A 15,253-nucleotide genomic window follows, 5' to 3' on the forward strand; every position below is an offset into this window, starting at 1 on the left:
ATGTGGCAGGGCCACGCTTGCCGACGTCGTGCATCAGGAAGAATGGCCGATGATGAAGGCACAACCTCCTGGCTTCGATCCGTCCGACGATTACGCCGCGTTCGCTCACCTGACCGTGCCGAACGCCGCGCTCTACCGCGCCGTGATGGACGTCTTCGTCGGCGCCAAGGAGCGGTTCACGGTGCATCTGCGGCCCGAAGACGTGCAGGCCGCGCTTCCCACCGAGCGGCGCCCCGCCGACGTGGAAGATGTGGCCAAGGCCCTGGACAGCCTGGTCGGCTGGGGGAATCTGCGGGCCGACCCGGACACGGCGAGGGTCACCGCGGTCGAGGACTTCTACCGCAAACGGTTCATCTACCAGCTGACCCGGGCCGGTGAGGCCGCCGAGGAGGCGCTTGGTGTCTTCGGCGAGGCCCTCGGGCGGCGAGGCGCGTTGCAGGCCGTGGCGCTGCACGACATCGTCGCCCAACTGCGTACCCTGCTGGTGCTCGCGGCGGAGCCCGCACCCGACCCCACTCGCACGCACCTCACCCTCGTCGCGCTCGGCAGCCGCTTCGCCGCGCTCGCGGAGAACGCGCGGGCGTTCATGGGGTCCCTGCAGCGCACCATCGACCTGCACGAGGTGGAGGTCGAGGACTTCCTCGCGTACAAGGACCGGCTGATCCAGTACCTGGAGCGGTTCATCCAGGATCTGATCACCCTGGGCGGCCGAATAGCCCTGCTCCTCACTGAACTCGGCGATGTGGACCCGCTGTTGCGGGCTGCGGCGGCGCGCGAGGCCGCCGACGCCTCACCGGCGGAAGCTTCGATCGCCGAGAAGGCCGCGCTGGAGCGGTGGCGGGAGAAGTGGGCGGGACTGCGCGCCTGGTTCCTGTCGGACACACAGGGCGAGGGGCGTGCTTCGCAGGCCCGTCTGCTGCGCGGGCAGGCGCTCGGTGCGATTCCGCAACTCCTGGCTGTCGTCAGGATGTTGAACGAGCGCAGGTCCGGGCGTTCGGACCGGTCCGCGGACTTTCGGGTGCTCGCCCGCTGGTTCGCCGAGGCGCCCGACGAAGCGGCACGGCACCGGCTGTGGCGCACCGCGTTCGGCCTGTATCCGGCACGGCATCTGACGGTGGACGCCGACACCCTGGCGGCGCGGGACGCCGATCCCGTGCCACCCGCCACATCGTGGGAGCGGGCCGATCCGCTGCGGATCAGCCCGCAGCTGCGGCGGACCGGGAGTTATGAGCGGCGCGGCAAGGCCCGCAAGGTGGAGGACCGGTCGGCGGGGCGGCGCGCGCTTGCCGCACTCGCGGCCCAGCAATCGGCACAGATGGCCGAGGCCCGGCGACGTCTCGTGACGCGGGGAGAGGTCCGCCTCTCCGATCTGGGCGAGCTGGATCAGGTGGCGTTCGGCCTGTTCCTGCAGCTGCTCGGCGACGCGCTCGCCACCTGGCGGCCCGGCATGACGCGCACGGTGGCGACCAGCAACGACGGCTCCATGGAGATCCGGCTCGCACTGCTGCCGGGCGGCGGACGGGCCGAGATCCGGACACCGGACGGGGTTCTGCGCGGGCCCGACCACCTGATTGAGATCCGCGACATCACGGGCGGGAGCGGACGATGAGCACGCCGAGTACAGCCAGTACGCCGTTGGCCGAGGTTCTGGAGGGGCAGCGCGCCGCCGAGCTGCGCCGGGCGGCGCGCGCCCTGCTGAAGCGACCTCTGCTGCTCGCGCACGGCCCGTACGCGGAGGAGTTCCGCCTCGTACGGCGTCACGCCTCCGAGTTGCGCGAGTGGTTCGAGCGCAACACCGGCTGGGCGCTGCAGGTGGACGCGGAGGCGGCCCGGCTACGCAAGACACCGGGCAGGCTCGACGACGCGACCCATCCCGCCCGCGAGGCCACCCGTACCCAGGCCCCCTTCACCCGGCGCCGCTACGTCCTGCTGTGCCTGGCCCTTGCGGCCCTGGAGCGCGGCGAGGCACAGATCGCGCTCGGTCGGCTCGCCGAGCACATCGTCCTGGACGCCGCCGACCCCCAACTGACCGCCACCGGGATCGAGTTCACTCTGGAGCGACGGGACGAGCGGCTTGATCTGGCCGCCGTCGTACGGGTGCTGCTCGATCTCGGCGTGCTGCGCCGGGTGGCCGGTGACGAGGACGCGTATGTGAGCGGCGCGGGCGATGTGCTGTACGACGTCGAGCGGCGGGTGCTCGCCGGGCTGCTCGCCACCCGCCGCGGCCCGTCGACGGTCCGGGCCACGGAGGCGTACGAGCGGCTCGTGGAGCTGACCACCGACAGCGCTCTCGACACCGAGGAGGCGCGGTTCAGTGCGATCCGCCGGCATCTGACGCGCCGCCTGATCGATGATCCGGTGCTGTACTACGACGAGTTGAGCGATGCCGAGCTGGCCTATCTCACCAAGCAGCGGCCGTTCATCCTGGCCCGGATCGGCGAACTGACCGGCCTGGTCGCCGAGGTCCGCGCCGAGGGCATCGCGATGGTCGACCCGCAGGACGACCTCACCGACGTACGGATGCCGGAGCAGGGTACACACGGGCATGTGACGCTGCTGCTCGCCGAGCATCTCGCGGCGGCGGGCACACCGGTGGCGGACGTCGAACTGCACCGCCATATCCGTGAACTCGGCGTCGAATTCGCCGGATTCTGGTCCAAGAGCGCCAAGGCGGCGGGCGCCGAGATCGAGCTCGTCGAGCAGGCACTGACCAAGCTCGCCGCCCTCGATCTGATCACCCGCGGCGCCGACGGCGCCGCGCCCCGTCCCGCGCTCGCCCGCTACGCCGTCGGTGACACCGTCGTCCTCGAACGACGCGCCCGCGCCCACGTATCCGCCTCGGCACGAAAGGCCACCCAGTGAAGAGCGGCACCCTGCCCGCCCCCGCCCGAGGCCGCTGGCAGCCGCTGCGGACCGGGCTCGTCGACCTCTTCTACTACGACGAGGAAGAGTTCTGGTTCCGCGACGGACGGCTGCTGCTGCGCGGCAACAACGGCACCGGCAAGTCGAAGGTGCTCGCCCTGACCGTGCCGTTCCTGCTCGACGGCGACCTGTCCGCGCGCCGCGTCGAGCCCGACGGTGACCCGAAGAAGCGCATGGAGTGGAATTTGCTCCTGGGCGGGGAACACCCGCATCCGGAGCGGCTCGGCTACACCTGGATCGAGTTCGGGCGCCTCGACGAGGGCGGGCGCGCGCACTACCGCACCCTGCTGTGCGGACTCAAGGCGGTCACGGGGAGGGGCATCGCCCGGCACTGGTTCGCCGTCACGGAGCAGCGTATGGGGCCCGAGCTGAGGCTGCTGGACGCGACGGGCAGCGCGCTGGGCCGGGACCGTCTGATCGAGGCGATCGGCGGACACGGCAGGGTGTACGACCAGGCGCGCGCCTACCGCAGGGCCGTCGACGAGGCGCTGTTCGGGCTCGGCGAACAGCGGTACGCGGCCCTGGTCGACCTGCTCGTCCAGCTGAGGCAGCCGCAGCTGTCCAAGCGGCCCAACGAGGCGGCCCTGTCCAAGGCGCTGACCGAGGCACTGCCGCCGATGGACCAGGCCGTGGTCGCCGACGTGGCGGAGGCGTTCCGTTCCCTGGACGAGGAGAAGGACGAGCTGCGGGCCGCGGCGGAGGCCGAGCGCGCCGCGAGCGGTTTCCTGGAGCACTACCGCCGCTACGCGCGCGTGGCCTCGCGCCGCCGCGCCCGGCCGCCGCGCAGTGAGCACGCGCGCTACGAGCAGCTCCACCGTGACCTGTCCCAGGCCCAGGAGGAGAAAGGCGGCGCCGTGGCCGAGCGGGAGGAGGCCGAGGTCAGGATCGCAGAGCTTGAGGAGACCACGACGCGGCTGAAGGCGCAGGACGCGGCGCTGCGCGCGGGTCCCGAGATGCGCAGCGCCCGCGAGTTGGAGCGTGCCGCGCGGGAGGCTTCCCGTACGGCGGCGGCGCACCGGCAGGCCGCCGACGACCGGGACCGGGCCGCCCTCGCGCACACTCGGGCGCTCGACCGGCTCGGCACGGCGCACCGGCGGGCCGAGGCCGCCGGTGAACAGGTGGCCCAGATCCTCGGCCAGGCGAGGGAGCATGCGAGCGCGGGGGCCCTGGACGGCGAGCCCGCCATCGACGATCGGCTGGGCGACGACGGCCGGCCAGGCGGCAGCGACGATGCCGCCGTGCCCGAACTGCGGCGTGCCGCCGAGGAGGCCCTCGCCCGCCGGCACCGCACCGTCGACCACGTCGAGCGGCTCGCCCGTGATGACGGGACTGCCGAGGCCGAGCGGCTCACCGCGCTGCGCCGCCTGGACGAGGCGGCCGCCGAACGTGACCAGTGCCGCACCCGGCAGGCCGACACCGAGGGAGCCGTGGCCGACGCCGTACGCCGCCTGGTCTGCGACGTGTCCGAACACCTCGATGATTGTACGGAGTTGAGGCCAGCCGACCCGGTGGGGCTGCTCGACCGGCTGCAGGACTGGGGCGCTCACCTGGAGGGGCCGGGTCCCGTGCGCGAGGAGACCGCGGCCGCCCATCGCGCCGTGGGGCGCGAACTGGCCGAGCTGGAGGCGTTGTTGACGCAGCGCCAGAACGAGATCGAGGCGCGGACCGCGCAAGCGCGGGCCGAGCTGGCACGCCTGGAGACGGGTGGGCAGCGGGCTCCCGTCGCACCCGCGACCCGTACCCCTTCGGTACGCGAAGGTCGGCCGGGCGCTCCGCTGTGGCGGCTCGTCGACTTCCGAGAGGGCCTCGACGACGGCCAACGGGCCAGTGTCGAGGCCGCGTTGGAGGCGGGCGGGCTGCTCGACGCCTGGGTGAGTCCGGACGGCGCCCTGCTCGATCTCGATGCCGATCCGCGTGCGGGCCACGACGTCATCCTCGTCGCACCCGAGGGGCCCGTTGCGGAACCCCATCTGGGCCAGGTGCTGCGCCCGGCCGTCGATCACGGCGACCGGCTCGCGTCGGCCGTGGGCGAGACGGCCGTCGAGCGGCTCCTCGCATCGATCGGACTCGGAGCGCAAGAGGACGGGGCGCACACCTGGGTCGCCGTCGACGGCCGTTTCCGGGTCGGCGTGCTGCGCGGCAGCTGGGCCAAGCCGGCCGCGGAGTTCGTCGGCGAAGGCGCACGCGAGGAGGCGCGGCGCGCTCGAATCGACGTACTGCACGATGAACTCACCTTGTTGGAAGGCGAGTTGACTTCCAGTCTGGGCGAGCGGGAAGCCGTCACGGTGCGGCGTCGCACCTTGGACGTGGAACTCGATGCCGTCCCCGACGACGCACCGCTGCGGCAGGCGCACGCACGGTCCGTCGCGGCGGGCGAGGCCACCCGGCGCGCCCAGGAACGGCACGCCGAGCGGACCGAAGATCTGGCCGAGGCCGCGGTGCGGGCCGACGCGGCCCGCACCGAGCTCACCGCCGCCGCGGCCGAACTCGCCCTGCCCGCAGAGCGGGAGGCCCTGACCTCCGTACGCCAGGCGCTCACCGACTACGCGCTCGCGCTCGCCGCCCTGTGGCCCGCCCTACGCGAGCGGGCCGAGGCGACGTCCTCCGTCAGGCGCGAACGCGCGGACGCCGAGCAGGCCGGGGAGCGCACCGCCGAACTCGCCCTGCGCGCCGACGAGCGCGGCCATGAGGCCGCTGCGGCCGAGGAACATCACACCACGCTGCGCTCCACGGTCGGCGCGGCCGTCGCCGAACTCGAACGGCGCCTCGCCGACACCGCCCGCGCCCTCACCGACACCGAGACGGCGCTGCGCCGGGCGGCCGAGGAACGGGCCGCCGCCGACCGCCGGGCCAGCCGCGCCGAAGGCCGAATCGACCAGCTCGACCAGGACGTGGCACAGGCCGCCGCGAGCCGCGCCGAGGCGATCGGCGCCCTGCAGCGCTTCGCCACCACCGGACTACTCGCCCTCGCCCTGCCCGACATTCCCGCCCCCGACCCGCACGGACCGGCCTGGGCCGCCACCCCCGCCGTCGCCCTCGCCCGCGCCGTCGAGGCCGAACTGACCCGCACCGAGGACACAGACGCCGCCTGGGAACGCGTCCAGTCGCACCTCAACTCCGAGCTGAAGAAGCTCCAGGACAGCCTCTCCCGGGGCGGCCACAGCGCGTCCGCGCGGATGGTCGAGGACGGCATGATCGTCGACATCGAGTACCAGGGCCGTGAACGCGGGGTCGCGGAGCTCGCCGAGGCGCTCGGCACGGAGGTCGGCGAGCTGCAGCGGATCCTGTCCGCGCACGAGCGGGAGATCCTGGAAACGCATCTGCTCACCGAAGTCGCGGGCACCCTCCAGGAGTTGATCATTACGGCGGAGCGTCGGGTGCAGGCCATGAACACGGAGCTGGAGGAGCGGCCGACCTCCACCGGCATGCAGCTCAGGCTGGTGTGGCGGCCCGCCCGCTCCGCGCCGGCCGGGCTCGGGCAGGCCCGGGAGCGGCTGCGCCAGTCGGCCGACGCATGGTCGCGCGAGGACCGGGCGGCCGTCGGCGAGTTCCTGCAGGGACAGATCGCCCGCCACCAGTCCGAGGACGCCTCCGGCAGCTGGCTGGAACACCTCACCCAGGCCCTCGACTACCGCACCTGGCACGAGTTCGGCGTCGAGCGCCGGCAGCACGGCAAGTGGGTCCCGGCGACCGGGCCCGCCTCCGGCGGGGAGCGCGTCCTCGCCGTGTCCGTCCCGCTGTTCGCCGCCGCCTCCTCGCACTACGCGAGCGCCGCGAGCCCGTACGCGCCGCGCCTGATCACCCTGGACGAGGCGTTCGCGGGCGTGGACGACGACTCGCGCGCCAAGTGCCTCGGCCTGCTCCACGCCTTCGACCTGGACGTGGTGATGACCAGCGAACGCGAGTGGGCCTGCTACCCGCAGGTGCCCGGCGTCGCCATCGCCCAGCTCTCCCGCGTCGACGAGGTCGCGGCCGTGCTCGTCACACGCTGGGAGTGGGACGGCACCGCGCGGACGCGCGTCGACGACCCGCGTGAGCAGGTGACGGTGTGAGCGTCGATGTGGGACGACTCCAACGACTGCTGGGCGACTCGGATTTGACCTGGCTCGTCGAGCGGGCCCGGCGGCGCATGGCACGCGAGGAGCCGCTGACCGGACCCGTCACCCTGGCCGCCCCGACCCCGCCCCAACGGGCCGCGGTCGAACGCCTCCTGGGGCGTGCCCCACGCGCGGGCCGCTCGCTGACCGTGCGCCTGGACGCGCTGGACGAACTGCTGCGGCGCTCGGGCGTGAGCCCCGAAGGACTCGCCGCCGCCCTCGTCGCCCTGGGCGGCCCCGTGGAGCCGATCAGTGCCGCCCGCGAGCGGGAGACGCGGGCCTGGGACGCGGCGTACGCACCGCTCGGGGAGCTCTCGGGGGCCACATCGCTGGCCGAGCCAAGCGGGATCACACGCTTGGCCGAGCCGGGCGGAAACACATCCCTGGCCGAGCCGGTCGGAGACACACCACTCGACCCAGCTGACAGCGGCACAGCACTCGGCGAGCCCGCCGGTGACGCTGCGCTCCATGAGCCCGCCGGAGCCACCTCGCCCTCAAGCTCCCCCGCGCTCGCCGTCTGGTCCGAGCGGCTGCCCCGCGAGGGCCTGGTGCGCCGCCTTGCCGGTGATCCACACACCGCCGCGCTCCTCGTCGAGCAGACGGTACGCGCCCTGCGGGAGCTGCCCGCCGAACCGCCGCTCGCCCTGAGCACCTTCGCCGCCCGCGTACTCGGTGACGCGCACGCCCTGGACGACGGCCGCCCCCTCGCCACCGTGCTGCTCTCCGGCGTGCGCGCGCTCACCGGGCACCCTCCCGGCTCCGGCGCACAGTGGCGACGCGACGCCTGGGCCTCCGCCGGACTGCTCAGGGACGACGTCTCCTCCACCGTTCTCACCCAGAACCTGCGCGGCACACCGGCCCTGGAGTGGCATGCTGACGCAGGTGAACCAGCCGTTCTGACACTACGCCAACTCAACTATCGTCCAATTGACTTGACCGCTCGATCCCTTTGGGTCTGCGAGAACCCGGCGGTCCTCTCGGCCGCCGCGGACGCCCACGGCCCTCATTGCCCACCCCTCATCTGCCTCCAGGGCCAGCCGTCGGCCGCCGCCCTCACCCTCCTGCGTCGGGCCCACGCGCAGGGCGTCACCCTCCACTACCACGGCGACTTCGACTGGGGCGGCCTCAGGATCGCCGCCGGCCTGCTGCGCCACGTGCCCTGGCGGCCATGGCGCTATCGGACGGCCGACTACCGGCAAGCCGCTCATCGCCCGGGCCTGCCGCCGCTGGCGGGCACCCCGGTCGCCGCCCCGTGGGACTCCGAACTCGCCCCGGCCCTGAGGGAGTTCGGCGTGCGCGTCGAAGAGGAAACGGTGATGGACGCGCTGGTCAAGGATCTCGGTATGCAAGGCATCGCACCTGTCGTCGACAGACTGCGGCCGGAGCTCGAGCAGAGATGAGCGGTGCCGCATCTCCCAGAAGCCACGGCAGACCACCGATCGCGGGCCCGATTCGCCAGAGGCGCGGTCGCGTAGCCTCGTAGCGCGCAGGCCCGGCGCCCGGGAAAACGGGCAAGACAAAGGGGAGCAAAGAATGAGGCTACTGTTCGATCCCGAGGCCGAATCCCCCGACGAGGCGGGAACCGAGGCCGAAGGCGACGCATTCGAGACGACCTGCGACATGCTGGTACGCCTCGTCGCCGAGCACCATGCCGATCGGCAGGAGGCGCCGACCGGCCGAGCACCGGCACCCGGCGGCCCACTCGGCTCCACCGTCGACGCGTTTCTCCTGGGGAACATGCTGGAGTACCGCCACCTCTCCACGGTGGACGGACGCCTTGCCCTGTGGCGCGAGGAGCATGTGCGGGCCGTGCTGCTGGAGTGGCTGCCGCGGCGGGTCACCGTTCCGCTGGACGAGGCCGCCGAACACGACGCACCCGGCGCGCTGACCGCCCTCGTCGCATTCCTGGCCGACACCGGCGTTCTCGACCCGCGCTCCGACGATCCACACCGACTGGCTTCGCTGGCACAGGAGTTGCGGGCCGACCACGAGGCCGCCATGCAGGACCCGCACTTCATGGGGCCGGCCAAGTTCTGGATGCTCACCGCCGCCCGCGACGGCGTCGACATCCATGACGAGCGGGCCCTGGACCGCTTCCTGTCCGACGCCCGCGCCGGACGGGTCGCGTACGACGAGAAGCAGCTCGCCCAGATCATGGAGAACCAGTTCTTCGGGGCGGCCTTGAACACCGGGGCCGGGCCGGGCGGTCGCAGCCTGCTGCAGGAGCGGGCGCTGCCGCTGCCCGTCGTCGACCTCGGCGACACGGCAGCGCTGCGCCGGGCCGCGGCCGGATCGGACCTGCTGGAACAACTCGCCGAGGTGGCACGTTGGGTGGGCGCCGAGGGGCGGCCGGTGACCGGGACGGGCCGCCTCAAGGTCGCCGACGCCCTCGCCCTGGCCGGCCATCTCGGCACCGACCGAGGGCTGGGGGAAGCCGCGGGTCCCCTGACCCATCTCGCCGGAGATTCCCGGGAACGCGTCCGCCGGGCCGACCAGCTCCCCTTCCTGCGGCTGCTCGTGGACTGGGCGCGGCAGGCCCGGCTCGTACGGGTGTACCGCGGCCGCCTCGTCGCCGTGGCCGGCGCCCGCGCGGTGCGTGAGGATCCGCTCGCTCTGGCCACCCGCGCGCTGACCGCCCTGCCCGAGCTGCGGGACCCCCTGCTCACGGGCCCGGTGTGGGACGTGCCGTCCGATCTCTACCCACGCTTCGACCTGCTGCTCACCGACATCCTGGCCACCTTGTACGGGATGCCGTTCGCCATGCCGTGGCCGCTGCTGTGCGCCCAGGTCCATGAAGGTCACCTGGCGGACGACGGCTGGTTCGCGACGCCCGAGGCGCGGGAGGCGGCCGATGAGCGATCCACCGCCGAACTGCGCGCCGTCCTGGAGCTGCTGGCCGCGGCGGGCATGGTCACGTTCGAACGGGGCACGCCCGACGCCGTCTTCGCGGAACACCTGCGCGACTTGGACGGCACCGCGGCGCGCGGCGACACGGAACTCCTCCGCCTCACCCCGCTGGGCACGTACGCCGTCCGCAGCCTGTTGATGTCCCTCGGCCGCAGCGCCCCGGCCATCGGCGACCTGCGGGACGCCGAAGGGCCCGCGCTCCTGGCGACCCTCCTTGACGAGTACGACCCCGCGCACGCCCGTACGGAACTGGCCGGCTGGATCGAGGCACGCGGCGGTTGGGACCCGGCCCGCACAATGCTCACCGACGCTCTGGGCCGTGTACGACTGCACTCCCGACGCCATGCGCTGCTGCGTCTGTTGGCCGAGGAACTGCCCGACGGGCGCGGGCCCGAGCTGCTTTCCGCTCTCACCGGCGACAACGAACTGCGCCCCAGCGCACTGTTGGTCGCACAGGAGCAAGCGGCGAACGAGGCGGACGGCGCTCCCGAGGAGGTAGCCCAGGCGCTGGCCCGGGCAGGCGATGAGCTGGATGACCGAGAGATCGCCCTGACGGCCGCCGAAAGCCTGCTCCTGATGCGCGAAGTCGGCGGCGAGGAAGCCCTGTTGCAGCATACGGGCCATCACCGTGGCGACGCCGACGCGTTCGCCACCATGCTCGACGTGGCTCTCGCCTCCGGCCACCCGGACCAGACGAGCCTGCAACGGCTCGGCCGGATCGACATCGCCGCGCTGCACAGGGAGGCAGCCTCCCGCGGACGACTGCGCGCGGTCGCCGCCCGACGACACAAGGGCGGCGGGAGCTCCACAGGCAAACGCAAGAAGCGCAAGAGGCGCCACTGAGCCGTGTCCACGGTGCCCTTGCCGGTAACCACATCCGCCCTGGTGGGAGTTGGTGCACGGGTTGATCGCGGTCGGCCGGATCGCATGTCGGTGAGGTTGGTGATCAACGCGGCATGATGGTCCACCGTGCTGCTGCGACTGTGCGGGTGCCGATTAATCATCCCGGCCTGGTCAAGCCGCACGTCGGTACTGATGCAGCGTTCCGCCGAGTCGCTCTCGTCGATAGACCTGTAGGTTCTCGATCTCCCCTGGTTCGATGATCGGTTCGGGTGGTGAGCGGAGCTGGGAGGCCGGATCCAAGGCCCGGTGTGGCCGGTGCCCGTTGTAGAAGGACTCGAACTCGCGTAGCGCGTGGAGCAGGTGGCTGTGGTTCCAGATCAACATGCGGTCCAGCAGCTCGCGCCGGCAGGTTTGTATCCAGCGCTCCATGATGGAGTTCATCCGCGGCATCCGGATACCGCTGGTGACGACCTTCAGCCCGGCGTCGGCCAGCACCCCGTCGAAGGCCTGCGTGAACTTCGAGTCACGGTCACGGATCAGGAACCTGGCCCCGCTCCTCGCATCCTCCAGGTCCATAACGAGGTTACGCCCAAGCTGCACCACCCACTGTGCGGTGGGGTGCGCGGTGGCGCCGAGAACCCGGATACGCCGGGCGGAGTGCTCGATCACTGCAAAGACGTACAACCGTGCCCCGGCCAGGGTGCGGGCCTCGAAGAAGTCGCAGGCCAGCAGCGCGTCGGCCTGGCTGCGCAAGAAGTCGGCCCAGGACGTGCCTTCCCTCTCCGAGGCGGGAGGGATGCCGTGCTCACGAAGAATCTCCCAAACGGTGGAGGCGGCGACCTTGATACCCAGCGCCGCGAGTTCACCATGGATCCGGCGGTGCCCCCCCGGGCTGTTTTCGCGGGCCATGCGGCAGGACGAGGGCGCGGATCGAACGGATGGTCGGCGGGCGACCGCGTCGCCTCGGCACGCAGGTCGCGGCGTGGCGCCGTTTGAACAGACTGCGGTGCCCGCGCAAGAGCGTGTCCGGGCGCACCAGCAGCAGGACGTGCCGCAACTTCTCCCCCCGGGAGGCGGTGGAGCAGGCCAGCGAGGACGACGCGGTCGGCATCGTTGAACGCGGGCTTGCCGACCTGGCGCTGCAGGACCAGCAACTGGTGCCGCAGCGCCAGTATTTCGATGTCCTTCTCCCGGTCACTCATAGGCACCAGGCGCAGGAGCGCAACGGTCGCCGTCGCGGTGAGGTAGGCCAGGCGCAGCAGCATGACACGCCATCCTGCCGTCCTGCCGAGTACAGGTGAAGACAGCGGGGCGGGCGGCGAATACGGCCCAAGATCGGCCATCAATGCCTTCACCTGGGCGGATGATTTGTCGGCACCCGCAGTCTCGGTGTCCAGGTCTGGGCCCAGATGTGTGTGATGGTGTGCTCCGGGGCTGCGTCCGGGCCCGGTCCGGTCTTCGCGTGCACCTGTCCGAACGAAAACGGCATCTACTCCGTCTGTGTCATGAAGCCGGACACAGAGGAGGCGTACCGATGAAAGCCCTATTCCGAGTCGGCCAGAGCGGATCCGTGTGGATACTGCTGGCGGCAGCTGCCGTCGCGGTGTCCGCCGCCTGCACCTCGTCGAGCGGGGGCGGCGATTCCGCGTCGTCCTGCGCGTTCCTGGTCGAGTACAAGAACCGCACGTACTCGGACGTGGCCAACGTCGACTTCTCAGTCGGGGAGAAACTCGGTACTGCAACCCTTCCGCCGTGCGACGACACACCAAACGACGATGACGACGGGGCGCCAGCGACCTTGACGACCGCCTATGCGGTCGAGGGACTGGACCCCGGCATCGCCATCGCGGTGGGAGACGCACCCAGCGATGTCCACTTTGTCGCCGTCGACGCCAACAAGACGCTGCCCCCTGAGGTCAAGAAACTGATCAACAGCTCTTGACGCCGAGTGCGACGCGCCACTGCGGAGGTGGCTCGCTACCTCAGATCACCAATGCCGCGAGCTGTCGCGCGCAGTCCCGTAGCCGGTCGACGAGCGCAGCGCCCGGCTCTCCGGGCCGGGCGAGTGCGCCGATCCGGTCGGGAGTGCCGCACACCGCGAGCCCTGCTGCCAGGCGGCCCGTGGTCTCGCTGTGGACGGGCACGGCCAGGCAGGCATGGTGCGGGTCGAGCTCGCACTGCTGCATGGCGACGCCGTCGCTGCGGACCCGGACAAGTTCGGCGGCGAGGGCCTCGGGCGTGGTGATGGTGTGCCGTGTCAGCGCGGGCAGTTGGGCCGGCACGGCGTGTGCGTCGGCGAGGAGCAGTTTGCCGAGAGCCGAAGCGTGTGGGTGGCGGGTGAGGAGGGCGGCATCGGTGGGCGGGTGATCCGGGTCAGGATCGGTGAAGTCGATGCGGCCGTCCGCGTATCCGGCGAGATGGACGCCGAACCGTACGTGGTCACGCAGCCTGGAGACCACGGCATGCGCGGCGGCCGGCGCCGCGGGCACCGGACGCGGCGGTGCGAGCTCGGCGACCTTGCGTCCGAGCGCGAAGCCACGCAGGTCGGGCATCCGTACGAGATATTCCTCCTCGACCAGGAGATTGAGGAGCCGGTACGTCGTCGCGGATGCCAGCCGCAGGGCGGCGGAGATCTCTTTGGCGGTGACGCCGGGACCGGTTGCCGCCACGTGCTGCAGCACGGCCAGTGCACTGCGTATGGCGCGTGGCTGGCGCCCGCTCAGGGCGATCGTGTCACCGCTCACCGTGCCTGCCGGCCGTCGGAGGGCGCAGGCCCGCTATTCGCGGTATGAGGGGGCGGGTGTGGTGCGTCGGCCGGCAGGTGTCGTGCGACGGTCCGTGCGTACGCGGCAAGGCCGCGCACGTCGAGGACGTCACCCGACCTGTGCAGGACGTCGGCCGCGCTCGTCTCGTCGTACACACCGATCGCCCCGACCCGCTCCGGGTCACGTCGGCGGGCCAGCAGGAACCAGACCCATCCCGCACCCATCAGTAGGGCGAAGAGGCCCGGCACCAGCGCATTGCCCGCGGACACGTTTCGCTGGGTGTGGGCGCCGAGGACCAGCAGCAAGGACGGGACGCAGACCGCGGCCACGGCCACGGGTCCGCGGGTGAGCTCGCCTATTCGGTGCAGAAAGACGGGTGCGGCCAGGCACACCAAGGCGTACGCGGCGAGGAACCCGTAAGTGCACAGGTTCAGCATCAGCGCGAAAACAGTGCGCAGTTCCAAGCCGGCGGCGAGCAGACCGAGAGGCACCAGAACGACGACGGGCAGGACCAGGAGGACCGCGATGTGCGGGGTGCCGTGGGTGGGGTGCGTGCTGCCCAGTCGGCGCGGTGTCATGCGTTCGCGCCCCATGGAGAACAGCAGGCGCACGAGGGCGGTGCCCGCGGCCATGGCGCAGGCGAAGAACGAGATGGCGATGCCCAGGTCGAGCAGGACGGGCAGCCGCATCGCGGCGCGGCGGCCGGAGTCGTCGAGCGGGGACAGCACGCCGTCCTCCACCCCTGCCAGCACCTGGGTGTAGGTCGCCAGCAGATACAGGGCGGCGGAGCACACGACGGTCCACCGCACGGCGCGCCCCACGACGAGAAACGGCCGGCGGGCCTCGGCGCCGAGCACGGTCGCGCTCTCGAACCCGATGAACGCGCCGAACGCGGGCAGTGCCCCCGCGACGACCGAGCCGAGTGCCACCGGGCTCGATGAGGGCGGCGCCAATTGCCGCATGTCGGGATGCAGGCCGTGGCGTATGAGCAGCACGGCGAAGAACGCCAGGGCCAGGACGATCGACGCGGCCTCCAGGCAGAGCGCGAGGCCGGCGGACAACCGCACTCCTCGTACGAGGAAGTACGCGGTGACGGCGCCCGCCGCCAACAGTGCGAGCGCGACCGGCAGTTCGGGCGGCCAGGCCGTCAGGCCGAGCCGGGCGAACAGCTGGCCTGCATACAGTCCGGCGCCGGTCAGGGCGGCCATCGTCAGCACGCCGTAGCCGATCAGCAGGGCGCATCCGCAGGCGAAGGCCGCGGCCGGTCCCAGGCCTTTGGCCGTGAAGCTGTACAGGGCGCCGGGTGCGGCCATCCGGATCGAGAAAGTGCGTACGCACGCGGTGACCAGCAGCGCGAGGAGCGCGGCGAGCGCCACCGACCACACCGCGGAGGTGCCCGCCTGAGCGGTCACGAGGGCGGGCGTTGTGGCCATCGCGGCGGCCGGGGCGACGGCCGAGACGGACTGGGCGAGCACGGGCAGCGGCCCGAGAGAGCGCCGGTCGAGGCCCGCGACGGGCGAGTTGTCGCGCAGCAGCGGGGGCGACGAGGCCTGTGCGGCTGTACTGGTGGCGCTCATGGCCGTCCTCCTGGATCCTGTCCGGCCCGGATCGCTCGGACAAGCTCTGGTGCCGATGCCGATGCCGATGCCGCTGCCGATGCCGTCCGGCAGGGTAGGGGCGGCATGTTTCAGCCATGTGATCAACGGATCGCGAGGGTGT

The 15,253-nt window shown here is 72.0% G+C and carries 9 protein-coding genes and 1 pseudogene; 7 read left to right on the forward strand and 3 right to left on the reverse strand.

Annotated elements, in window-relative coordinates; genetic code table 11:
• Positions 1–28 precede the first annotated feature (28 nt).
• From ACWIGU_RS00715 to ACWIGU_RS00735, 5 genes are all read left to right on the forward strand, one after another.
• Entirely contained in the window at positions 29–1,609 is a 1,581-nt protein-coding gene (locus ACWIGU_RS00715) for a TIGR02677 family protein (protein WP_454396015.1), read from the forward strand.
• Complete coding sequence (locus tag ACWIGU_RS00720; RefSeq protein ID WP_454396017.1) at positions 1,606–2,862, forward strand: TIGR02678 family protein; 1,257 nt, start codon at positions 1,606–1,608, stop codon at positions 2,860–2,862. The genes ACWIGU_RS00715 and ACWIGU_RS00720 overlap by 4 nt, the downstream gene beginning before the upstream one ends.
• Positions 2,859–6,974 carry a TIGR02680 family protein gene (locus tag ACWIGU_RS00725; RefSeq protein ID WP_454396019.1) on the forward strand — a complete coding sequence of 1,372 codons (4,116 nt, stop codon included), beginning with the start codon at positions 2,859–2,861 and terminating at the stop codon, positions 6,972–6,974. Before ACWIGU_RS00720 ends, ACWIGU_RS00725 begins: the two co-directional genes overlap by 4 nt.
• Positions 6,971–8,419 (forward strand): TIGR02679 family protein, encoded by a 1,449-nt coding sequence (locus ACWIGU_RS00730; protein WP_454396020.1) that lies wholly within the window; start codon positions 6,971–6,973, stop codon positions 8,417–8,419. Before ACWIGU_RS00725 ends, ACWIGU_RS00730 begins: the two co-directional genes overlap by 4 nt.
• Positions 8,420–8,552: 133 nt before the next feature.
• Positions 8,553–10,769: a hypothetical protein gene (locus tag ACWIGU_RS00735; RefSeq protein WP_454396022.1), complete on the forward strand. Its 2,217-nt coding sequence runs from the start codon at positions 8,553–8,555 to the stop codon at positions 10,767–10,769.
• A 171-nt stretch (positions 10,770–10,940) separates the two neighbouring features.
• Here the strand turns inward: ACWIGU_RS00735 and ACWIGU_RS00740 are convergent.
• Positions 10,941–11,950 (reverse strand): annotated as a pseudogene (locus tag ACWIGU_RS00740) (integrase core domain-containing protein).
• Between ACWIGU_RS00740 and ACWIGU_RS00745 the strand changes: the two are divergent.
• Positions 11,846–12,070, forward strand: coding sequence for a hypothetical protein (locus ACWIGU_RS00745; protein ID WP_454397295.1), 225 nt, complete (start codon positions 11,846–11,848; stop codon positions 12,068–12,070). The pseudogene ACWIGU_RS00740 and the gene ACWIGU_RS00745 sit on opposite strands and share 105 nt — an antisense overlap.
• A gap of 233 nt (positions 12,071–12,303) precedes the next feature.
• Complete coding sequence (locus ACWIGU_RS00750; RefSeq protein WP_454396024.1) at positions 12,304–12,711, forward strand: DUF6281 family protein; 408 nt, start codon at positions 12,304–12,306, stop codon at positions 12,709–12,711.
• A 40-nt stretch (positions 12,712–12,751) separates the two neighbouring features.
• Here ACWIGU_RS00750 and ACWIGU_RS00755 read toward each other — a convergent pair whose 3' ends face one another.
• Together ACWIGU_RS00755 and ACWIGU_RS00760 are read right to left on the reverse strand one after the other, a co-directional pair.
• On the reverse strand, positions 12,752–13,513 hold the full coding sequence (locus ACWIGU_RS00755; protein WP_454396026.1) for an IclR family transcriptional regulator: 762 nt from the start codon (positions 13,511–13,513) through the stop codon (positions 12,752–12,754).
• Complete coding sequence (locus ACWIGU_RS00760) at positions 13,510–15,111, reverse strand: APC family permease (protein WP_454396028.1); 1,602 nt, start codon at positions 15,109–15,111, stop codon at positions 13,510–13,512. Before ACWIGU_RS00760 ends, ACWIGU_RS00755 begins: the two co-directional genes overlap by 4 nt.
• Between the last annotated feature and the right edge of the window lie 142 nt (positions 15,112–15,253).

Source organism: Streptomyces sp. NPDC055400 (genome assembly GCF_053644375.1).

What these genes read in the sequence shown, in the direction of transcription:
- ACWIGU_RS00750 (WP_454396024.1), top strand. Translation starts at nt 12,304, where the DNA reads ATGAAAGCCCTATTCCGAGTCGGCCAGAGCGGATCCGTGTGGATACTG.
- ACWIGU_RS00760 (WP_454396028.1), bottom strand. Translation starts at nt 15,111, where the DNA reads ATGAGCGCCACCAGTACAGCCGCACAGGCCTCGTCGCCCCCGCTGCTG.
- ACWIGU_RS00720 (WP_454396017.1), top strand. Translation starts at nt 1,606, where the DNA reads ATGAGCACGCCGAGTACAGCCAGTACGCCGTTGGCCGAGGTTCTGGAG.
- ACWIGU_RS00735 (WP_454396022.1), top strand. Translation starts at nt 8,553, where the DNA reads ATGAGGCTACTGTTCGATCCCGAGGCCGAATCCCCCGACGAGGCGGGA.